The organism is Isoptericola sp. Y541 (assembly GCF_059445465.1).
This window is the reverse complement of record NZ_JCAIUJ010000002.1, coordinates 72066-92855: the sequence shown is the minus strand read 5'-3', so window position 1 is coordinate 92855 and position 20790 is coordinate 72066. Positions and strand designations below refer to the sequence as shown.

The window sequence follows — 20790 nt, the reverse complement described above, 5'->3', positions numbered from 1 at the left end:
TTCGACAGGCTCAACCGGCGTCGTCGTGTCTGCACCCGTCCTCCGCTCGCCCGGGTGACGATGGGCCCGTGAGCGCACCGCCCGGAACCCGACCCACCCGCACCGTCGAGGAGAAGCCCGCCCGGAGCCTCGGCCGTGGGAGCGAGCGCTTCGCGGCCGCGACGTCCGGGGCCTGGGCGACGGTCCAGGCGGCGGTGCTGTCCGGCGCGGTGGTGGTGCTGCTCGCGGTGGTGGGTGTGCTCGGCGGGTCGCCGGAATCCGCCTGGACCGGCGCGGTGGGCGTCGCCACGGGGCTGTGGCTGCTGGGCCACGGGGTGCCGATGGCCGCCGGTGCGGGCGTGATCACGCTCGTGCCGCTCGGGATCGGGGCCCTCGCCGTCTTCACGACCTACGTGTCGGTCAAGCGCTCGGCGCTGCCCACGCTCGCCGCCTGGACCGGCGCGGCGGTGACGTACGCGGTGGTGGCGGGCGCGCTGGCGGCGGCCACCTCCGGCGTCGCGGGCGGCGCCGACCTCGCGGGGGCCGGGCCGCGGATCGGGCTGGCGGCGCTCGGCGGCCTGGTGGTGGGCGGCACGGGCGCCGCGCTGGGCATCCTCGTCCCGCCGGACCGGCCGGCCGTCGTCGCCCCGGGCGGCCTGCTCGACCGGTTCGTGCCCGACGTCGTGCGGCTCGGCCTGCAGTCCGGTGTCCTGGCGCTCACGGCGCTGGTCGGCGTCGGCGGGGCGCTCACGCTCGTGTGGATCGTGGCCGGGCGGGCGACGTCGGAGGACGTGGTCACCGGCCTCGCACCGGGCTGGATCGGCGGCGTGGTGCTCGCGGTCGCGCAGCTCGCGCTGCTGCCCAACCTCGTGCTGTGGGCCACCGCCTGGCTCGCCGGTCCCGGCTTCGCCGTCGGGCAGGGCACAGCGTTCGCGCCCGCCGGCACCACGGCGGGCCCGCTGCCGGCGGTGCCGCTGCTGGGCGCGCTGCCCGGCCCGGACTGGGCGGGGGCCGCCGCGACCGTGTGGGCGCCGCTCGTGGTCGTGGCGTGCGGGGCCCTCGCGGGCTGGTCCGCCTGGCGCCGGCTGGACCCCGACCGCGTGCGGTGGCCCGACCTCGCCCAGGTGCTCCTCGGCGTGGTGCTCGCGACCGGCCTGCTGGCCGTCCTGTTCCAGTGGTGGGCCGGGGGCGCGGTCGGTGCAGGGCGCCTGGCGCAGGTGGGCGCGGCCCCACTGCTGACCGGCGCGGTGGTCGCCGTCGAGGTCGGCGTGGGCGCCGCGGTCGCGCTCGGATGGGCGCACCTGGGGCTCGGGGCGAGGACGCGCCGCCGGTAGGGTGGCGTGGTGCAGACCCCGTCCGGCCATCCCGTCGCGTCCACGTCCACGGAGTCGTCGGCGCAGGCCCGTCTCGTCGTCCTGGCGTCCGGCGGCGGTTCCAACCTCGCCGCCCTCCTCACGACGCACGGCGACCCCGGCTACGGCGCGCGAGTCGTCGGCGTCGTCTCGGACAGGCCGGCGGCAGGGGCGCTCGACCTGGCGCGCGACGCCGGCGTGGCGTCCGTCGTCGTCGCCCCGAAGGACTTCCAGGACCGCGCGGCGTGGAACGTCGGCGTGGCCGAGGCCGTGGCCGTCTTCCGGCCGGACTTCGTGGTGCTGGCCGGATTCATGCGGATCCTCGCGGAGTCGTTCGTGGGTCGCTTCGAGGGCCGGATCGTCAACACGCACCCGGCCCTGCTGCCCTCGTTCCCGGGCGCGCACGGCGTGCGGGACGCGCTCGCGTACGGGGTCAAGGTGGCCGGCTGCACGGTGCACGTGGTCGACACCGGCGTGGACACCGGGCCGATCCTCGCGCAGGTGACGGTGCCCGTGCTCGACGGCGACGACGAGGCCGCGCTGCACGAGCGGATCAAGGTCGCCGAGCGCGCCCTGCTGGTCGAGACCGTCGGTCGCGTCGCGCGCGAGGGGCTGCGGGTCGACGGGCGCCGCGCCGTCTTCGGCTGACGCGAGCCCCCTGACGCTTGCCTGACGCTTGCCCTGCCGCGACCCGGGCCCGTCGGGTCCCGAGGGGCGGACGCCGGGGAATACCGCGGTCCGGCCGGGCGCTGGCCTCGCTGTGACCGTCGTGGAGCTGGCCCGTGCCGACAGGGCTGACGGGGCTGACCCTGCCGACCCTGCCGATCGGGACCGCACCCGCCTGCCGGTCGTGCGGACGGCCGGCCCGGGGCCGGTGTGGGAGCTGTCCCTGATGCGCCGCGTGCCGCTCGAGCCGGGCCAGGAGCTCGTCGACCTCCCGGGTGCCCGGTGGGTGATGGTGCTCGCGGGGGCGGTCGTGATCGAGACCGCCCGCGGCGTCGCGGCGCTCGCGGCCGACGGCGCGGCGCTCGTCGACGCGTCCACGGCACACCGGGTGGTCGCGACAGAGGTCTCCGACGTGGTCGTGGCCGACCTGCGCGTCGTGGCCCCGGACCGCCCGCTGCCCGGCCTGCTGGTGGTGTCGGGCTTCGGGGCGCGGCACTCCGGGGTCGCCGCCCTGGTGCGCACGTGCCAGCTCGGCGGGGAGTGCCGGCGTGCGCCGTCGCTCTTCACGGCCGGCTACGGCGCGCTGGTCGGGTCGGCGATGACGGAGTCGTGGCTGGACGGGCAGCCGGAGCAGGGGCGCGCGGATCCCGTCGTCGACGCCGTCGTCACCGCGCTGACCGACCGGCCGGGGGAGGCATGGACGGTGGATCGCATGGGCCGCGTCGTGCACCTGTCCCGCTCGGCGCTCGGCGAGCGCTTCCGGCGCTCCCTCGGGCGCAGCCCCGTGGAGGTGCTGCGGGACGTGCGCATGGGCGAGGCGCGGCGGCTGCTGCGCGACCCGGCGCGGGCCGTGGAGCACGTGGCCCTCACGGTGGGCTACGGGTCCGCCGCGGCGTTCAGCCGGGCGTTCTCCGCACACCACGGCCTCGCGCCGCAGGCCTGGCGGGCGGCCGCCTCAGGAGCGGGGCAGGCGCAGGGTCGCGAAGCCCAGGCCGGCGACGACGGCGGCCCCGGCCCCGACCAGGATCGCGGCCGTCACGCCGCGGGCGTCCAGCAGCGCGCCTCCTGACGCCGAGCCCACGGCGATCGCCACCTGGAACGCGGTCACCTGGAGGGCGAGGGCCGACTCGGTGCGCTGCGGCTCAACCCGCGTCACCCAGAGCTGGGTCGCGACCGGCACCATGCTGAATGCGAGCCCCCAGCCGACGAGGGCGACGGTGAGCGTCCCGACCGTCGTCGCGCTCGCGAGCAGGAGCAGGCTCGCGGCAAAGAGCACCGGCGCCCCGGCGACCAGCAGGCGCAGGTGACGGGCGAGCCGGCCCGCCGCGAGGTTGCCGACGAGGCCGCCCACGCCCCAGGCGAGCAGCAGCAGCGGGGTGTGCGCCGCGTCCACCTCGGCGATCGCCAGGCGGATGTAGGGGTAGGTGGTGAAGTTGCCGAACGCGACCAGCGCGATGCAGGCCACGCCCGCGACGAGGCGCCGGTTGGCGAGCGCGCGGCGCAGCATGGTCAGGCCGGCCGTAGGGTCCGGCGGCACGGGAGGCATGGTGCGCGCGACGGCGACCGCGCTCACCGCGGTGAGGACGGCGGCGGCGAGGAAGACGCCGCGCCAGCCGATCCGGTCGCCGGCCAGCGAGGCGACGGGGATGGCGACGATCGTGGCGACGGTGACTCCCATCGCGATCGAGGTCGAGACGGCGGGCGCGCGGCCGGGCACGGCGCGGATGCCTACCGGGAAGGCGAAGGCCCAGTAGCCGGCGAGCGCGACGCCCAGCAGCACCCGGCCGGCGAGCAAGAGGACGAAGCCCGGGGCGAGCGCCACCCCGAGGTTCGCCACGATCGCCAGGACGAGCAGCCCGATCAGCACCGTGCGCCGGTCGGTGCGGGGGAGCAGCACCGCGATGCTCGGCGCGGTCAGCGCGCCGGCGACGGCGGTCGCCGCGATGGCCAGGCCGGCGGTGCCCTCGCTCACGCCGACGTCCGCCGCGAGGGCGGGCAGCACCGCGGCAGGCAGGAACTCGCTCGACACGAGGGCTGCGATGCCGGCGGCGAGCGCGACGATCGGCGCCCAGGAGGTGCGGGTGGCTGTGGGCACCTTCTCGGGCGCCGGTTCGGGGACAGGCGTGGCCGCCTCGGGAAGCGCCGGGGGTGCCGGGCGGAGCGAGGAGGGGGAGGGGTCGGTGGACATGCCCTCAGCCTCGGGCCGCGCCCGCCGCGGCGGTTGATCGGATGGCGCGCGCGGTTGATCGAACGACCGCCGTCGCCGGTCGCGACGAGCGGTGGGGTGCCAGTCCCTCAGGCGGTGGGGGCCGCGTCGCCGTCGCCGTGCGGTGCGTCGCGGGGTCCGACGGCGAAGAGCGCCTGGTAGGCCTCGCGCGGCACTTCGGGCTGGTCGCGAGCCGCCGCGTAGCTGCGGTCGGTCCAGCGGGTGAGCAGATCCGCGAGCTCGGTCACCATCTCGTCGGCCTCTTCCTGGGTGAGCAGCCACGTGCTCAGCATGAACGTGCGGCCCACGTCCTCCTGGGTGTCGCGCCCGAAGAGCTCGGTGACCCACGCGAGGGTGGGGCGCAGGATGAGGTCGGCGGCGTCGCCGGCCGCGGGCTTCACGCTGTAGGTCTTGGCGACGTTCGTCCAGACGCGGTCCCGCTTGTCGCGCGCGTGCTCGGGGGCCTCCACGATCATCCCGGCCTTGGCGAGCACCCTCAGGTGGAAGCTCACGGAGTTCGCCGGCTGGCCGATGGCCTCGGCGAGGTCGGCAGCTCGGGCGTGCCCGAGCACGGCGAGCTGCATGAGGATGCGCTGTCGCACCGGATGGGCGACCGCTCGCAGCCCCTGCGGATCCCGGATCTCCAACGTCTCTTGCACCCGGACGAGGGTAGCAAGGTCGCCCACCATCCGTTGCTCAACATCTATCGCGCAATATCTATCGCGCAATAGATGTTGCGCAACAAGCGTTGCGGGTCTAGCGTTCCCCTCATGACCACCGAACGCATCGCCGAGGCGCCCGCTGTCGACATCCCCCTGCGCCGTAACCGGCCGTACATGCTGCTCATGTCCGGCCTGACGACCCAGTCGCTCGGGGGAGGGGTCGCGCGGTTCGCCGTCCCGCTCCTCGCGCTGGAGCTGACCGGCTCGCCGGCCGCGGCGGGCCTCGTGGCCGCCGTCGGGCAGTCCGGCGCCCTGCTGGCGGCGCTCCCGGCGGGCGTCGTGGCGGACCGCACCGACCGGCGCCGGCTCGTCCTCGGCGCGGCGGGCACGGCGGCGGTGCTGTGGGGCACGGTGGTCGTCGCGGGCGCCCTCGGCGGCCTGACCGCCTGGCACCTCGCCGCCGTCCTCTTCGGCGCGGCGGTGGTGACCGCGTTCCTCGACCCCGCGATCAGCGGGGCCTTCCGCGCCGTCGTCCCGCAGGCGCAGCTGCCGACCGCGTATGCCGCCGCACAGGGGAGGGATGCCGTCGCGGGGATGGTCGCCGGTCCGTTGGGCGGCGTCCTGTATAGCCTCGCGCACGTCGTGCCGATGGTCGGCGCGGTCGTGGGGGAGCTGGCGACCGCCGTCTGCGCTTTCTTCGTGCGGGAGCCGCTGAACGGCGACGTCGCCGATCAACGCGCCGTCCGGCCGCTGGTGGCCCTGCGGCAGGGGCTGCGGTTCGTCTGGTCGGTGCCGCTCTTCCGGGCGTCCCTCGGGCTGTTCGTCGTGGTGAACGTCGCGCTGAGCGGGATGATGATCGGCATCAACCTCGAGCTCGCCGGCAACGGCACCCCGCCGGTGCTCATCGGCGTCCTCGACATGGCGGCCGCCGGCTCGATGCTGCTCGGTGCGGTTGTCGCGCCCCCGCTCGTCGCACGGCTGCGGCTCGGCGTCGTGACCGTGCTCGCGCTCGGGCTGCTCGTCGTCGCCTTCGCCGCCATGGCGCTTGTGCAGACCTACCTGGGGTACGTGGTCCTCACGGCCGTGGGCGTCCTGCTGGTCCCGGCGGTGAACTCAGCGATGGCGGGGTACAACGCGGCCATCACGCCGGGTGAGATGCAGGGCCGGCTCGCCTCCGTGCTCGGGCTGAGCGGCGTGGCGGCGATGCCGGTCGCCCCCCTGGTCGGCGGCACGCTGCTCGGTGCCGGCGGCATCGGCGTCGTGCTGTGGGTGTTGGTCGGCCTCCTCGCCGTCACCGTCGCCGGGCTGTGCTGCGTGCGGCCGCTGTGGCGGGTCGGCACCCCCGACGCCTGGGCCGCCGACGCGCTCTCGATGCCGGCGGCGTGACCCGGAGCATGGCTCGGCAGGGCTCGGGCAGGTGCTTCGTCAGGAGGCCGGCGGGCCCGAGTAGGCCACGAAGGTGTCCTTCCCTGCCGGGCCGACGTTGGTGACGTAGGCGCGGACCTGATACTCCTCGGGCAGGTCGACGCGGTCGGGAAGTCGTCCCACGACTTCCCGCACCTCCGTGCGATAGGCGGCCAGCTCGTCGTCGGACGGTTCGTGGTCCGGGCCGAGCTCGAGGAGGGCGTCGTCCGGGCGGATCTCCAGGGACACGAGGTCCTCCCGCAGCGGCTCGACGGCGGTCAGGACGGCGCGGACGAGCTGCGGCTCCTGGCGGGTCAGGTCGTACGGCAGGCTGATCTGTTGGCGGGAGAGCCGGTCCGGACGCACCTCGAACTCGGTGACCGCCGGTGGCACGGTGTCCGGCAGCTGGGCCAGGAACTCCGCGGCCTCCTGCGCTGTCTCGACGGCGTCGGCGCCCTCGGGGTAGCGGAGCTCGACGGTTCTTTCGCTGACCACACGTGTGCTGGGTGTGGCGGCCGGCAGGTCCAGGCCGGCCGCGTACAGGAGGGCGTCGAACGATGCGTCGTCCGGCCAGTCGACGAGGGGCTCCAGCGTGGCGGTGCCGAGCGTGGCGGACATCGAGGTGTACACGGTGTCCCTGGCGAACGTGCCCACGTGGGCGACCTGCTCGGCCGTGACGTCGTCGTCGAGGGTGACGTGCAGGTGCGGGAACCACGGGACGTCCCCGCGGGCAGACGCCTGGGCGACGCCCGGCAGGGCCTCGACCTCGCCCAGGTGGCGCTGCAGGGTCTGTTCGGGGGAGGTGTACCAGCGGTACCCGACAACGGCGGCAACGACCACGACCGCGACCCCGGCGACGACGGCGATGGCCACGGTGGCCGGGCGGAATCCTGCGTTCTCCCTGGTCATCGTGGCCATGCTAGCCGTCGGGTCAGACCGCGGACCAGCCGCCGTCCGAGGCGAGGATCGCGCCGTTGAGGTTCACCGCGTCCCGCGAGAGCAGGAACGTGATCGAGGCGGCCAGGTGCTCGGCCAGGGCGACGCCGGGGAGGTTGCCCATGTACCGGCCCAGGCGCGGTGCGCCGAACTCGGCCTGGCCGGGCTGGATGCCGGTGGCGACGCCGCCCGGCGCGACCGCGTTCACGGTGACCCCCGTGCCCGAGTACATCACCGCGGACGACTTGGTCAGCCCGATGACCGCGTGCTTGGACGCCGTGTAGGCGGCGCCGGCCGCCGAGCCGCGCAGGCCTGCTTCCGAGGCGATGTTGACGATGCGCCCGTCCTTCGCCTCGAGCATCCCGGGGACGACGGCGCGCATGAGGCGCATGGTCCCGTCGACGTTGACGCGCATCACGCGCTCCCACGTGGCGTCGGTCATCTCGTGCACCGCGCTCATGTCGTCCATGATCCCGGCGACGTTCGCCAGGGCGTCGACGCGGTCGCCCGCGGTGCGCAGGATCTCGGCGACCGACTCCGCCGACGTGATGTCGCCCGCGACGGCGACGACCTCGGCGTCCGGCAGGGAGGCGGCGAGCTCGTCGAGCTTCTCCTTCGCCAGGTCGACTGCGACGACGCGCCCGCCCTCACGGGCGACGCGGGAGGCGACGGCGCGGCCGATGCCCGACGCCGCGCCCGTGACGATGACGGTCTGGCCGGCGAAGCGGCCCGGCGTGATCTGCTCGGTCCACGGCGCGGGGCCGGCTGCGGAGGGGGTGTCGTCGTCGGAGCCCTCGGGGACCTCGGCGCGATACGCGGCGACGAGGCCGTCCACCAGCTCGGCGGGTACCTTGCCGTTCGACAGCGTTACGAGCTGCTCGAGCGGGAGTGCCCGGGCCGGCGCCAGCGACTCGGCGGACGCCCCGGCCTGCTCGAGGAGGGTGGCGAGGATGCGGCCGCCGACGGGGTGGTCGAGCCATTCGCCGACGGTCGAGGATGCGGACAGGGCCATAGTGCTCTCCTTGCTGGGTGGTCCCTCGCGGGCTAAACCGGACAACACTGTCCGGTTGTTAGCATATTCCGATGTCCCCCTCCCGCCGCAACCCGGGACCGTCGGCCGGCCCGCGCAACCGCGCGGCCCTGCTCGCGGCGGCCCACGAGGTCTTCGCCGAGGCCGGGACCACGGCGCCACTCAGCGCGATCGCCCGGCGCGCCGGCGTGGGCCAGGGCAGCCTCTACCGGCACTTCCCGGACCGGGTCACGCTCGTGGCCGCGGTCGTGGAGGCGAACGTCGCGGAGCTCGAGGACGCGGCGGCCGAACCGGGGACCGAGCTGCCCGCGCTGCTCGGCCTCGTCACCCGGCACGCGGTCGAGTCCGTGGGGGTCGTGGACCTGCTCGTCGAGGAGCGCCCCGGGCGCATGCTGGAGCTGCGCGGGCGCGTCGAGGCGGTCCTCGCAGCGCACCTCGGCGCGGCGCGCGTGGCGGGCCAGGTTCCGGCGACCACGACCGCTGCAGACCTCATGCTCGGGGTCGAGCTCGTCGCGGGGGTCATCACCCGCCGCCCCGCCGCCGAGCGTCCGGCCGTCGCCGCACGCGCGTGGCGGCTCCTCGGCTTCGAGGCCTGACCAGGACGACTCAGTACCTCTCGACGAGGTGCTCGCGACCGGCCGGCGGTTCGTAGGACTCCGGCCAGAAGTCGATGATCGAGGAGACCCGGCCGTCGTCGTCGAACCCGAAGAAGGACACCCCCGTCTCGACGTGCTCGCCGATCCGGACCTCGACCCAGGAGACGGCGCCGTCGTCGTCGGCCACGACCCGCTGGACCGTCACGTGCCAGTCGCCCGGATACTCGCTGTTGAACCGCACCCAGTTCTCGCGGCCGTGCACGCGCTCGCGGGTCTGCGGCATGTCGCAGACGAAGTCCGTGGCGAAGAAGTCCGTGTACGCGCTCCAGTCGCGGTCCTCGGCGGCACGCCAGAGTCGGGTCAAGGTGTCGTGTCGGGGATGCATGTCCGACACCCTATGGCCCGGTGCCGACAGCCGTCGTCGCAGGCCGTCACGGTCGCAGGCAACGTGTCCCACGACCGGGCGGACGATAGAGTGCTCTCGGCTGTGACTGGCGAGGGTGGGGCACCACCGGGGAGCAGCCACCCCAGATCGACCCGCGATGTGCGCCGCCCGCCTGGGTGCCAGGGTCTTCGAGAGACCGACTCTTCGAGGAGACCTCATGTCAGGCGCACCCACCGCCCCCGACGTCCAGCTCGCCGACGACGCGCAGCGCCCCGTCCGCCGTGCCCTGCTGAGCGTCTATGACAAGACCGGCCTGACAGAGCTCGCCACCGCCCTGCACGCGGCGGGCGTCGAGCTCGTGTCCACCGGGTCCACGGCCGCCCGCATCGCCGACGCCGGCGTCCCCGTCACCCGCGTGGAGGAGCTCACCGGCTTCCCTGAGTGCCTCGAGGGCCGCGTGAAGACGCTGCACCCGCGCGTGCACGCCGGCATCCTGGCCGACACCCGCAAGGCCGACCACCTCGCCCAGCTTGCCGACCTCGGCATCGACACGTTCGAGCTGGTCGTCGTGAACCTGTACCCGTTCGCCGCCACGGTGTCGTCCGGCGCCGGGCCGGACGAGGTCGTCGAGCAGATCGACATCGGCGGGCCTTCCATGGTCCGCGCCGCGGCGAAGAACCACCCGAGCGTCGCGATCGTCGTCGACCCGGCGCGGTACGACGACGTCGTCGCCGCGGTGACCGGCGGGGGATTCACCTTCGCCCAGCGCAAGCGCCTGGCGGCGGCGGCGTTCGCGCACACCGCCCAGTACGACGTCGGCGTCGCGTCCTGGTTCGCGAGCGCGTACGCGCCTGACGAGGTCGCACTCGAGTCCCACATGCCCGACGTCGCCGGCGCCGCGTTCGAGCGCACCGCCGTGCTGCGCTACGGCGAGAACCCGCACCAGCGGGCCGCCCTGTACACGCGGACCGACGGCGGCACCGGGCTCGCCCAGGCCGCCCAGCTGCACGGCAAGGCGATGAGCTACAACAACTACGTCGACGCCGACGCCGCCTGGCGGGCCGCGCACGACCACGCGGAGCCGGCCGTCGCCGTCGTCAAGCACGCCAACCCGTGCGGCATCGCCGTCGGTGCGGACATCGCGCAGGCCCACGCCCGCGCGCACGCCACCGACCCGGTGTCGGCCTACGGCGGCGTCGTCGCCGCGAACCGCGTGATCACCCGAGCCGCGGCCGAGCAGATCGCCCCTGTGTTCACCGAGGTGGTCGTGGCCCCCGGCTTCGAGCCGGAGGCGCTGGAGCTCCTGCAGGCCAAGAAGAACGTGCGCCTGCTCGTGGTCGACACCCCGCCGCGCGCCGTCGCCGAGAACCGGCCAATCTCCGGCGGCATGCTCGTGCAGGAGGTCGACAGCTTCCAGGCCGAGGGCGACGACCCCGCGGCGTGGACGCTCGCCGCGGGCGACGCGGCGGACGAGGCCACGCTCGCCGACCTGGCGTTCGCGTGGAAGTCCGTCCGGGCGGCCAAGTCGAACGCCATCCTGCTCGCCGCAGGCGGCGCGGCCGTGGGCATCGGCATGGGCCAGGTGAACCGCGTCGACTCGTGCCGGCTCTCCGTGGAGCGGGCCAACACGCTCGCCGACGGAGAGTCCGGCCCGGTCGAGCGGGCGCGTGGTGCCGTCGCGGCCTCCGACGCCTTCTTCCCCTTCGCCGACGGGCTGCAGGTGCTGCTCGACGCCGGGGTCCGCGCCGTCGTGCAGCCCGGCGGGTCCATCCGCGACGCCGAGGTGATCGAGGCGGCCCAGGCCGCCGGCGTCACGATGTACCTCACCGGCACCCGCCACTTCGCCCACTGACCACCGCGCCGCTGGTTGAGCCGGTCGAAACCACGCCCGGTGGTTGAGCTTGTCGAAACCCGGGTTTCGACAGGCTCAACCGGCGATCGGTTTCGACAGGCTCAACCGGCGATCGGTTTCGACAGGCTCAACCGGCGATCGGTTTCGACAGGCTCAACCGGCGATCGGCGGTTTCGACAGGCTCAACCGGCGACGGCGGTCTTCAGCCGGACCGTCGGGTCGGTGGCCCTGGCGAGGTCGAGGCGCAGCGGCTCGCCGCGGTTCATGAGCCGCCGCACGCCGCCGACGTCGCGCGGGGAGTCGACCAGGAGGACGGCGCGGACCGTCGCGGCGCCGTTGTGCGTCGTGGCGACGGGATCGAGGTACAGGGCCGCCCACGGGCCCTCGCCCGGCGTCCCGCGCAACAGCACGGGGGAGTCGGGGGCGGGCAGTCCCAGCAGGGCGAGGTCGTGGCCGAGCTGCTGCGAGAAGACGTACGGCGCGTGCGTGGCGCCGCCCCCGACGCCGGGCCCCACCTGGAGCATGGCACGCACGGTGGCGTCCGGGTCGTGCAGGGCGGCCGACCAGTGCCCGCCCGGCACCGTGCCGAACACGGGGTGTGCCCGGGACGCGACGTCGCCTACCGCCCAGACGCCCGGCTGGCCGGGGACCCGTCCGTCGGCGTCCACCACCAGCGCGCCGCGGCCGTCCGTCGGCAGCGCGCCCGCCAGCCAGTCGGTCGCCGGGCGGGCGCCGACGGCGGTCAGCACGAGGTCGGCGGGGAGGTGCTCGCCGTCGGCCAGCCGGACGCCGTCGTCCTCCACCGAGGCCACGGCCGCCCCGGTGCGCAGGCGCACGCCCGCCGCGTCGTACCAGCCGGCCAGGTGCGCGCCGACGTCGGCGCCGAGCTGGCGCGACAGGGGGGCGCCGGCCGCCTCAAGCACGGTCACGTCGGCCCCGGCCCCCGCCGCGACCCCGGCGACCTCCGCACCGATCCAGCCCGCGCCGACGATCACCAGGCGCAGCCTGTCGCCCCGGGTCGTGCGCAGCGCCGACCGCAGCCGTTCGGCGTCGGCGGCCGTGTGCAGCAGGGCCGACGCGGCGAACCCGGGCGGCACCACAGGGACCGAGCCCACGGCGACGACCGCCGCGTCCGCGTCGACCCGGCCGCCCGCCGTGGTGACGGCCACGCCGTCGGCGCGCACGTCCAGCTGCTGCGCGGGCTCCGCGAGGCGCACGTCGTCGGCAAGGGTCTCGACGTCGACCCCGAGGTCGTCGCGCAGCCACACCGGGGCCGGGCGCGTGAGGAGCTCCTTCGAGAGCGGCGGCCGGTCGTACGGCGGCACGCCCTCCCCGCCGAGCAGCGTGATCCGCCCCTCGAAGCCGTGGGCGCGCAGGGCGGCGACGGTCTGCGCTCCGGCGAGGCCGGCACCGACGACGACGACGGACCGCGGGATCGGCGGGGGTGCTGCGGGCCCGGCGAGGTCGCGGCTGGCGTCGGGCGTCGGGTCGGGCGGGTCGGGCATCGCGTCGGGCGTCGGGTCGGGCACGGTCATCACGCTAACCCGGCGAGGGTAGGCTCGGCTGCCGTGGAACCCCGTGCGCTGCCCGACCCCGCCGGTGGGCGCAAGCCCGCGCCCACGTGGCACTCCGTCGAGGCTGCGCCGGCGGACCAGCCGCCGCGCACCGTGCCCGGGCCCGAGCGGGCCATCGTCACCATGCTGGCCGGGATCGTGCTGGCCGTGCTGCTCGGGGTGCTGGTCGGAGCTCGCGTCGGGACGGGCATGATCGCGGTCGTGCTCGCCGTCGCCGGTACCTGGCGCGCCACCTCGGCCACCGGGCCCGTAGGGCTCGTGGTGCGCAGCCGCGGGTTCGACGTCTTCACATGCTGGTCGACCGCCCTCGTGATCGGTGTGCTCAGCCTGACGGCGCCGGGCCTGAGCTGAGGTCCGTCAGCCCGCGACGCCCGCGAGGCTCCTGACGAGCAACCTCGCCGAGGTGACGGCGCAGGTCACGCTGCGCGAACCGTCCTCCCAGGAGCTGAACTCGGGCACCACGGTCCAGATCTCCAGCGGCGGCCCGCTGTACTCGCCCCCGACGAACTCGGCCCACGCGTCGGCGCAGAAGTCGCGGCCCGCTGCCCAGATCGTGGCGTCGCTCTCGGCGTCCTCGAGCCCGATGGGCCCGTTGGCGAACACCTGACCCGTGTGCGCCTGGTCGCAGAAGTCGACGAGCGACACCACGAGGTCGCCCCGCGCGGCGAGGGGTTCGGCGGCGAAGCACGAGGGGGCCAGGGCGATGCTCAGATGACGGGGGCCGCCGTCCGCCGGGGCGCGGGTGTCCGCCGAGGACGGCTCCGGCGCGGCCGGGGGCTCGCCCGCGGCCGGCAGCGCGACGCACATCAGGTGCGGCCAGAACTGCCAGCCCTCCTCGTCGGTGAACCAGGTCCGGTACGGCACGTCCTGCGGACGCCGCCCGAGGTCGCTGAGGGCGTCATCGCAGACTTCGGTCGCGGCCTGCCCTCCCACCTCCGTTCCGGGCCACGTGGGGCCGCTGGCGCCGGCGTAGAAGACGCTGAACGCGGTGTCGCGGTCGCACGGGACGAGGAGCACGATGTCGAGGAGCTCGGCCCGCTCGAAGCAGTCGCCCGGAGTGAGGAGCCGCCAGGGCTTGGCGTCGGCGAGCACGACATCGTCACCCAGGTCGGCGGTTGCCTCCGTCAGCCCTGGCGCCGCGGGGGCGGACGGCACCAGCGGGCGGGTCGACCGTGACAGCATGTCGTCGGCGAACGCGTTCAGCACGGGCGTCGCACGTTCGACGAACCCGATACCGGTGATCACCAGCGCCACTCCGACGACCCGCGTCACGATGCCCAGAACGAGGGCGGCGACGCCCTGTGCGCGTACGTGACGGGCCTCCGCCGCGGCGGCCGCGACGTCGCCCGCGCCGAGGGCTCGGGAGCCCCGGACCGACGCCAGCACGGCGCCGATCGCCAATGGCCAGAAGAAGATCATGGCGACCACCGCCCACCCGGTACCGACGCTGGTGGACGGCGCTGCAGCAGGTAGGGGATCGGACACGGGCTCAGCCACGTTCGGCTCCCGTCGGCGCGACGGCGGCGGCGGACCACCCGAACCAGGTGCCCCGGGCGGCATCCAGCACGAGGACGACCATCACGGCGACGAGGGCCGCCGTGAGTACCAGGCTCAGCCCGATCCCGACCCAGAGCGCCGCGATGCCGTACCGCCGGGCGGCGCCGGCGTGGTGCGCCGCGGTGCCGAGGTCACCGGCGCCGAGCGCTCGTGCGGCCCGCTGCGCGTCGAGGAAGGCGGGAACTGCCAGCGGCCAGAACACGACCGCTGCGGTGACGACCCAGCCGGTGCCGGTCGAGTATGGGTGCGATGTCGCGGGCGGCCGCGTAGGTGGTGTCAACGCCGACTCCGATCGGGGGAGGGTGCACGGCGGGCGTGCAGCAGTCGGGATCGACGGCGGGCCATTTGTACCAGAATCGGCCCTCGGGCGGCCCGCTACTCCTCCTCGAGAGCGGGTGATTTCCGGTGACGCGACGACACAGAGACAACGACACAGAGACAACGACACAGAGACAACGAGGGCCGGCACCCGAACGGGTGCCGGCCCTCGTGCTGTGCCGCGAGGCCGTTGTCAGTCGCGGGGCGCGTCGCCCTTCGGCGTCTCGCCCGGCTTGTCGGTGCCGGTCTTGTCGGTGCCGGCCTTGTCGGTGCGGGCCTTGTCGGTGCGGGTCTTGTCCGTGCCGGCCTTGTCCTCGTCCTCGACCGCCGGGGCGGTCGCGAGGGCGCCGTCGTCGACGACGTCGTGCTCCGCACGCTCCTCGCCGATGGTGTCGCCGGCCGACGAGCCGACGCCGACCTCCTCAGCCACGGGCACGGCCGGGACGAACGCCCGGTAGAAGAGGGCCGCGAGGGCCGCGCCGATGAGCGGCGCGACGACGAAGAGCCACAGCTGGCCCCAGGTCCAGCCGCCACCGAACAGCGCGGACGCGAACGAGCGGGCCGGGTTGAGGGACCCGTTCGTGATCGGCCAGGCGACGATGAGCATGGCGCCCAGGGTCAGGCCGATGACGACCGGGGCGTAGGTGACCTTGGACCGCTTGCTCGTCACGGCGAGGATGACGCCGACGAAGATCGCCGTCACGATGACCTCGACCAGCAGCGCCGACCACATCGAGAACTCGACGGGCGTGCCGCCCTGCTGCGCCGCCGAGGCGGTGAGGGATGCGAGCGGCGAGTGGGAGCCGTAGCCGTTGGCCGTGGCCTGGAAGACCTGCTGCTTGGTCTCCAGGCCCAGGATGGCCGGGTACGCCGTCGGGATCACGGAGTACATGACGGCCGCCGAGGCGGAACCGCCGATGAGCTGGGCGACCCAGTACGGGGCGACGTCGCGCCACGGCGTGCGGCCCCCGAGCGCGAGCCCGAAGGTGACCGCCGGGTTGAAGTGGCCGCCGGAGACCGCGCCGACGGCGGCGATCGCCGCCATGACGAGGATGCCGCCGGCGAGTGCCACCGGGAGGATCTGTCCGTTGTTGGCTGCGTTGAAGGTCGCAGTGCCCACGATGCCGAGCACCAGCACGAACGTGCCGAACGCCTCGGCGGCAAGGCGGGCGAACAGGCCGTGCTCGAGGGTGCCGGCCGCCGTCTCGACGTCGACCGAAGCCGTACCGCTCGCAGCGGCGATGTCTTGGGACATGAGTGTCCTTCTCTGTTCTGGAGACGGGCGTCTCGGTGTGCCCCCGTGTGGCGGGGGCCGGACTGACACGGCCAGATCGGGCGTGGCCGCGCCGGCATGCTTCCACCGCGGTCTGAACGGTTGCTGAGCGCGGCCCGACGGTGGCGCACTTTGCACCGTACCGCGCGTCGCCGCTGGTCGCGCTGCACCACGGTCGTCGACGCGCCGACGACCGGCGGTCGACCCGGGCGCTCCGCTGGGCCAGAGTAGGGGCATGACCTCACCAGTGAACGTCACCGTCACCGGGGCGGCGGGCCAGATCGGGTACGCGCTGCTCTTCCGGATCGCGTCGGGCGCGATGCTCGGCCCCGACACCCCCGTGCGCCTGCGGCTGCTGGAGATCCCGCAGGCGGTGAAGGCCGCCGAGGGCACCGCGATGGAGCTGGACGACTGCGCCTTCCCGTTGCTCGCGGGGATCGACATCCACGACGACCCGACGGCGGGCTTCGCCGGGGCGAACGTCGCGCTGCTCGTCGGCGCGCGCCCCCGCGGTCCGGGCATGGAGCGGGCCGACCTGCTGGAGGCCAACGGCGGCATCTTCGGGCCGCAGGGCCGGGCGATCAACGCCGGCGCGGCCGACGACGTGCGGGTGCTCGTGGTCGGCAACCCGGCCAACACGAACGCGCTCATCGCGGCGTCGAACGCGCCCGACGTGCCGAAGGACCGGTTCACGGCGATGACCCGGCTCGACCACAACCGCGCGCTCTCGCAGCTGGCCAAGCGTGCGGACGTGCCGGTCTCCGAGGTCCGCCGGCTCACGATCTGGGGCAACCACTCGGCGAGCCAGTACCCGGACGTGTTCCATGCCGACGTCGCGGGCACCGCCGGGTCCTCGTATGCGCACGAGGACAAGCTCTGGCTGGAGGACGACTTCATCCCGACCGTCGCCAAGCGCGGCGCGGCGATCATCGAGGCGCGCGGCGCGTCGTCCGCGGCGTCGGCCGCGAACGCGGCGATCGACCACACCCGCGACTGGGTGCTCGGCACGCCCGAGGGCGACTGGACCAGCGCGGGCCTCTGGTCGACGGGGGACTACGGCGTCCCCGAGGGGCTCGTGTCCTCGTTCCCCGTCACGTCGTCCGGCGGGGCGTGGGACGTCGTCAACGGCCTCGAGCTCGACGAATTCTCGCGCGCCCGGATCGACGCCAGCGTGGCCGAGCTCGTCGAGGAGCGGGAGGCGGTGCGGTCGCTCGGACTGGTCTGAGCGTCTCCCTGGTCGAGCCTGTCGAGACCTGGTCTCGACAGGCTCGACCGACGGCCCGATAAAGAGCGGCATCCCGTCGGTGGTGACGCATAGGCTGCCCTGGCCATGATCGACGCACCCGCCGCCCGTACGGACCCCGCCATGAACACCGTGACCGCGAGCCCGCGCACCGACCCGTCCCGCCGCCTCGACTGGCGGCGGCTGCGCGGTCCAGTGTCGGCCGTGGCGATGGTCGCGCTCACCCTCGGCGCCGTCGGCGTCGCGCTGGGCACGGTCATCGCAGGCCGCATCGCCCAGGACCCGACGACGGGGCTGCTGACGCTGCTCGCGCTGTGCGTGGTCGGCGCGGCCCTGTTCGACGCGGCCGGTCAGGTGGTGTGGGCGGGCGTCGTCGACCGGGCCGAGGGGCGGCTGCGGGGCGACCTGCTCACCGCCGCGCTCCACCAGCCCCTGGCCACGCTCACCGAGCAGGCGGTGGGCGAGGTGCTCGACCGGGTCGACGACGACACGCACGCCGTCGGCACCCTGGTGCGCCGCCAGCTCTGGGGCGCGGGCCGCACCCTGGTCGGCGTCGTGCCCATGTGGGTGGTGGCGGGCCTCACCTGGTGGCCCGCCTGGCTCCTGTTCCCCGCGCTCGGCGTGCTCGCCGGCTTCCTGGTGCGCCCGATGCTGGGCGAGATCGCGCGCCGCAAGGTGATCGAGGAGGCGGCCTGGACGGACCACGCGGCCGCGTTCGAGGAGTCGGTCGCCGCGCGCGACGACCTGCGCACGAGCCTCGGGCAGCCGTTCGCGATCCGCCGCCTGGCGCAGCGCTCCGCGGACGTGCACCGCAAGTTCGCGGCCGTCGTGACCGTCGAGTCCAAGATGCTGCGTCGCGCCGGGCTGGTGCTGGCCGCGCTGCTGGCCGGGGTCGCGATCGCGGGCGCCGCCCTCGCCGCGGACGGCGATCTCGCCGTCGACCGGCTCGTCACCCTGTTCCTCGTCACGGCCATGTTCGTGGGGCAGGTGGACCACCTCATCCACCACCTGCCCGACATCCAGGAGGGCCTGGGCGCAATCACCCGGATCAAGCAGATGCTGTCGGTCGTCCCCGAGCCCGCGGGTGGACGGGACGTCCCCGAGGGGCCCGTCGGGATCGAGCTGCGCAACCTGCACTTCTCCTACGCGGAGGGCACCTTCGCGCTGCAGGGCGTGAACCTGCGGGTGCCCGCGGGGCAGACCGTGGCGCTGGTGGGGCGCACCGGGTCCGGAAAGTCGACGCTGGCCTCGCTGCTGTCGCGTGCCGTGGAGCCGGCGCCGGGCACCGTGTTCCTCGGCGAGGCCGACGTGCGCGACCTCGACCTGCAGAAGCTGCGTTCGGCGGTCGGCGTCGTGACGCAGCGCACCGAGATCCTCGCCGGCACCCTGGCCGAGAACATCGCGCTGTTCGCCGACGTGCCCCGCACCGACGTCGAGTCCGCCGTGCGCGAGCTGCGTCTGGACGCGTGGGTGGCCGGCCTGCCGGACGGGCTCGACACGCTGCTCGGCCCGGGCGGGACGTCGCTGTCGGCGGGGGAGGAGCAGCTCGTCGCTTTCGCGCGGCTGCTGGTCCGGGACGTGCAGGTCGTCGTGCTCGACGAGGCGACCGCCCGCATGGACCCGCTCACCGAGGCGCGCGTCGTGGCCGCGTCCGATCGGCTGCTCGCCGGCCGTACGGGCGTGCTCGTCGCGCACCGCCTCGGCACGATCGAGCGTGCCGACCTCGTCGCCGCGCTCGACCACGGTCGGGTGGTGCAGCAGGGCCCGCGGGCGGTGCTCGCCCGCGAGCCCGGCCCGTACCGCGACCTGCTGGTCGCGAGCGACGGAGCCGCGTTGGTCGACGGAGCCTCGTTGGTCGACGGAGCCTCGTCGGTCGAGCCTGTCGAGACCACGCGATCGGCGGATCACGCGGCGACTGCGGACGTGGGCGGCCGCCGACGCCGGGGCGCCCCACCCGAGCTGACCGACCCCGGCGACGGCCCGAGCCTCGCGCGCGGTGTGCTGCACGCCCTGTTCGTGCGGCCGGCGTGGGGCGTGGTCGGCGCGGCGCTGTTCCTCGTGACGAGCCTGGTCTCGGCGCAGGGCGCGCTCACCGGATTCCTGTGGGGGCACGCGGTCGAGGGTCTCGCGACCGACGGCTTCCCGACGGCGCTGCTCGTGGCCCTCGCCGTGCTGCTCCTCGCGGCACCCCTGTGCCTCGCCCGCGCCCTGTACGTGTACCCCCGCTGGTGGGTCGAGGTGCTGCTGCGCGTGCGTATGGCCGTCATGACCGGACAGACGCGACAGCACCGGCTGACGGCCGCGCCGCCCGGCGAGGTGGTGGCGCGCGCCATGGACTCCGACCGGTTCGTGCGGTACTCGGACCGGTGGGTGGACTTCGTCAACGGGCTGGTCATCGCGGGCGTGACGGCGCTGATCAGCGGCTCCTGGCTGGCCGGCGGCGTGCTCCTCGCCGTCATGGTCGTCTCGGCGGCCGCCTCCGCGATCGGGAGGCCGATCGCGGGACGCTCGGCGACGCAGTCCTCGGCGGCGCGGGCAGGCTTCGGCCGCGCCCTCGTCTCGGCCCTCGACTCGGCGCGCACGGTGAAGCTCGCCGCGCGCACGCCCGAGGTGCACTCCCACCTGCGGCACGTGGACGCGGGTCGCGTGCGCGCCGCGATCTTCGAGCACCGCATCCAGGCCGCCCTGGACGGCGTGCCGATGATCATGGTCCAGCTGGGCGTCGTCGCGGCGTGGGCGGGCCTGCTCACCGGTACCTGGGGCCTGGCCACCGCGCTGCTCGTGGCCAACGCGGTGAACGGCTTCGGGTGGTTCGGCGTCGTCGCGGGCGCCGTCGTGACGGAGGCCCCCGGCACCCGCTCGTGGCAGCGGGCCACCAGCCGCTTCGCGGCGGGCACGGACCTCATGGACCTGCCCGCGGGCGTCGACCTCGTGTCCGGGGACGCACCCCGGCCCGAGCCCGGCCCCCGCGAGGTGCTGGAGAGGCTGCGGCTCGAGGGCGTGACGGCGGTGCACGACGACGGCACGATCGGCGTCTCGAGCGTCGACCTCGAGGTGCGACGCGGCGAGCTGGTCCTGCTGCTCGGGCAGGTGGGCTCCGGCAAGTCGAGCCTGCTGTCGGCGCTGAGCGGGCTCATGGAGCACACCGGGCGGATCCGGTGGAACGACACGGACGTCTCCGACGCCCCGACCTTCCTGCGTCCGGGCCAGGTGGCGCACGTCGCCCAGGTGCCGCGCGTGCTGTCCGGCACGTTCACCGAGAACGTGCGCCTGGACCACCACCGCGACGTCGGCGGCCCGGTCGCGGCCGCGCGCCTCGGTCAGGACGTCGACGAGGCAGGCGGGCCCGACGCGCTCGTCGGGCACCGTGGCGTGCGGCTGTCCGGCGGGCAGGTGCAGCGGCTGGCACTGGCCCGCGCGCTCGCGACCGACGCCGAGCTCCTGCTGGCGGACGACGTCTCCAGCGCCCTCGACGCCGCCACCGAGGTGGAGCTGTGGGCGTCCCTGCGCGAGCGCGGCACCACCGTCGTGGGCGCGACGTCCAAGCGCGCCGCCCTCTCGCGCGCCGATCGCGTGGTCGTCCTTGCCGACGGCGAGGTGGCCGAGGTCGGGCCGTGGCGCGAGCTCGCGCCGCGCTGGGGCCACCTGGCTGGCTGACGCGCTCCCGGCGCCACGGGGACGGCCGGAGCCGTTGCTGCAAACTTGCAGCAACGGCTACAGTCGCTTCGGGTCGCGACGCCGCGCGCCCGGATGACGA

At 74.9% G+C, this 20790-nt stretch carries 18 protein-coding genes and 1 riboswitch; of the genes, 9 read left to right on the top strand and 9 right to left on the bottom strand.

All coding sequences use genetic code 11. The features are described 5' to 3' along the window. Positions 1–68 precede the first annotated feature (68 nt). The 3 genes from AC1C2V_RS05150 to AC1C2V_RS05140 all read left to right on the top strand — a co-directional run bounded on the left by AC1C2V_RS05150 (position 69) and on the right by AC1C2V_RS05140 (position 3066). Positions 69–1313: a cell division protein PerM gene (locus tag AC1C2V_RS05150; protein ID WP_495388521.1), complete on the top strand. Its 1245-nt coding sequence runs from the start codon at positions 69–71 to the stop codon at positions 1311–1313. A gap of 9 nt (positions 1314–1322) precedes the next feature. Continuing rightward, positions 1323–1979 carry a phosphoribosylglycinamide formyltransferase gene (gene purN / locus AC1C2V_RS05145; RefSeq protein WP_495388520.1) on the top strand — a complete coding sequence of 219 codons (657 nt, stop codon included), beginning with the start codon at positions 1323–1325 and terminating at the stop codon, positions 1977–1979. A 112-nt stretch (positions 1980–2091) separates the two neighbouring features. Then, on the top strand, positions 2092–3066 hold the full coding sequence (locus tag AC1C2V_RS05140; RefSeq protein WP_495388519.1) for a helix-turn-helix transcriptional regulator: 975 nt from the start codon (positions 2092–2094) through the stop codon (positions 3064–3066). Here the strand turns inward: AC1C2V_RS05140 and AC1C2V_RS05135 are convergent. Both AC1C2V_RS05135 and AC1C2V_RS05130 read right to left on the bottom strand, forming a co-directional pair. Beyond that, on the bottom strand, positions 2953–4185 hold the full coding sequence (locus AC1C2V_RS05135) for an MFS transporter (RefSeq protein ID WP_495388518.1): 1233 nt from the start codon (positions 4183–4185) through the stop codon (positions 2953–2955). The genes AC1C2V_RS05140 and AC1C2V_RS05135 overlap by 114 nt on opposite strands. 107 nt (positions 4186–4292) lie before the next feature. Continuing rightward, a complete protein-coding gene (locus AC1C2V_RS05130; protein ID WP_495388517.1) occupies positions 4293–4862 on the bottom strand; it encodes a helix-turn-helix domain-containing protein in 570 nt (189 codons plus the stop codon). A 111-nt stretch (positions 4863–4973) separates the two neighbouring features. Here AC1C2V_RS05130 and AC1C2V_RS05125 point away from each other — a divergent pair, with 111 nt between their 5' ends. Then, positions 4974–6251, top strand: coding sequence for an MFS transporter (locus tag AC1C2V_RS05125; protein WP_495388516.1), 1278 nt, complete (start codon positions 4974–4976; stop codon positions 6249–6251). A gap of 39 nt (positions 6252–6290) precedes the next feature. Here the strand turns inward: AC1C2V_RS05125 and AC1C2V_RS05120 are convergent, their stop codons facing one another. Then, positions 6291–7178, bottom strand: a complete 888-nt coding sequence (locus tag AC1C2V_RS05120) for a hypothetical protein (RefSeq protein ID WP_495388515.1) — start codon at positions 7176–7178, stop codon at positions 6291–6293. Between the two features lie 22 nt (positions 7179–7200). Continuing rightward, positions 7201–8217 carry an SDR family NAD(P)-dependent oxidoreductase gene (locus AC1C2V_RS05115; protein ID WP_495388514.1) on the bottom strand — a complete coding sequence of 339 codons (1017 nt, stop codon included), beginning with the start codon at positions 8215–8217 and terminating at the stop codon, positions 7201–7203. A gap of 71 nt (positions 8218–8288) precedes the next feature. Between AC1C2V_RS05115 and AC1C2V_RS05110 the strand changes: the two genes are divergently transcribed. Beyond that, entirely contained in the window at positions 8289–8831 is a 543-nt protein-coding gene (locus AC1C2V_RS05110; protein WP_495388513.1) for a TetR family transcriptional regulator, read from the top strand. 10 nt (positions 8832–8841) lie between these two features. Here AC1C2V_RS05110 and AC1C2V_RS05105 read toward each other — a convergent pair whose 3' ends face one another. Then, the gene (locus AC1C2V_RS05105; RefSeq protein ID WP_495388512.1) at positions 8842–9216 is read right to left on the bottom strand and encodes a nuclear transport factor 2 family protein; all 375 of its coding nucleotides are present in this window, start codon (positions 9214–9216) and stop codon (positions 8842–8844) included. A gap of 92 nt (positions 9217–9308) precedes the next feature. Continuing rightward, positions 9309–9401: riboswitch (ZMP/ZTP riboswitch) on the top strand. Positions 9402–9433: 32 nt separating this feature from the next. On the opposite strand from AC1C2V_RS05105, the gene purH reads away from it, so the two are divergent. Further along, complete coding sequence (gene purH, locus AC1C2V_RS05100; RefSeq protein ID WP_495388511.1) at positions 9434–11068, top strand: bifunctional phosphoribosylaminoimidazolecarboxamide formyltransferase/IMP cyclohydrolase; 1635 nt, start codon at positions 9434–9436, stop codon at positions 11066–11068. Positions 11069–11250: 182 nt separating this feature from the next. Here the strand turns inward: purH and AC1C2V_RS05095 are convergent, their stop codons facing one another. Beyond that, on the bottom strand, positions 11251–12597 hold the full coding sequence (locus AC1C2V_RS05095; protein ID WP_495388510.1) for an NAD(P)/FAD-dependent oxidoreductase: 1347 nt from the start codon (positions 12595–12597) through the stop codon (positions 11251–11253). 39 nt (positions 12598–12636) lie between these two features. On the opposite strand from AC1C2V_RS05095, the gene AC1C2V_RS05090 reads away from it, so the two are divergent. Next, positions 12637–12993: a DUF3017 domain-containing protein gene (locus AC1C2V_RS05090; RefSeq protein WP_495388509.1), complete on the top strand. Its 357-nt coding sequence runs from the start codon at positions 12637–12639 to the stop codon at positions 12991–12993. Positions 12994–12999: 6 nt separating this feature from the next. Here the strand turns inward: AC1C2V_RS05090 and AC1C2V_RS05085 are convergent, their stop codons facing one another. The 3 genes from AC1C2V_RS05085 to AC1C2V_RS05075 all read right to left on the bottom strand — a co-directional run bounded on the left by AC1C2V_RS05085 (position 13000) and on the right by AC1C2V_RS05075 (position 15772). After that, positions 13000–14070: a hypothetical protein gene (locus tag AC1C2V_RS05085; protein WP_495388508.1), complete on the bottom strand. Its 1071-nt coding sequence runs from the start codon at positions 14068–14070 to the stop codon at positions 13000–13002. 61 nt (positions 14071–14131) lie between these two features. Next, positions 14132–14647 (bottom strand): CD225/dispanin family protein, encoded by a 516-nt coding sequence (locus tag AC1C2V_RS05080; RefSeq protein ID WP_495389120.1) that lies wholly within the window; start codon positions 14645–14647, stop codon positions 14132–14134. Positions 14648–14710: 63 nt separating this feature from the next. After that, entirely contained in the window at positions 14711–15772 is a 1062-nt protein-coding gene (locus AC1C2V_RS05075) for an MIP/aquaporin family protein (RefSeq protein ID WP_495388507.1), read from the bottom strand. A gap of 253 nt (positions 15773–16025) precedes the next feature. Here AC1C2V_RS05075 and AC1C2V_RS05070 point away from each other — a divergent pair, with 253 nt between their 5' ends. Beyond that, positions 16026–17015, top strand: a complete 990-nt coding sequence (locus AC1C2V_RS05070) for a malate dehydrogenase (RefSeq protein ID WP_495388506.1) — start codon at positions 16026–16028, stop codon at positions 17013–17015. A 105-nt stretch (positions 17016–17120) separates the two neighbouring features. Continuing rightward, a complete protein-coding gene (locus AC1C2V_RS05065) occupies positions 17121–20690 on the top strand; it encodes an ATP-binding cassette domain-containing protein (protein ID WP_495388505.1) in 3570 nt (1189 codons plus the stop codon). Positions 20691–20790 lie beyond the last annotated feature (100 nt).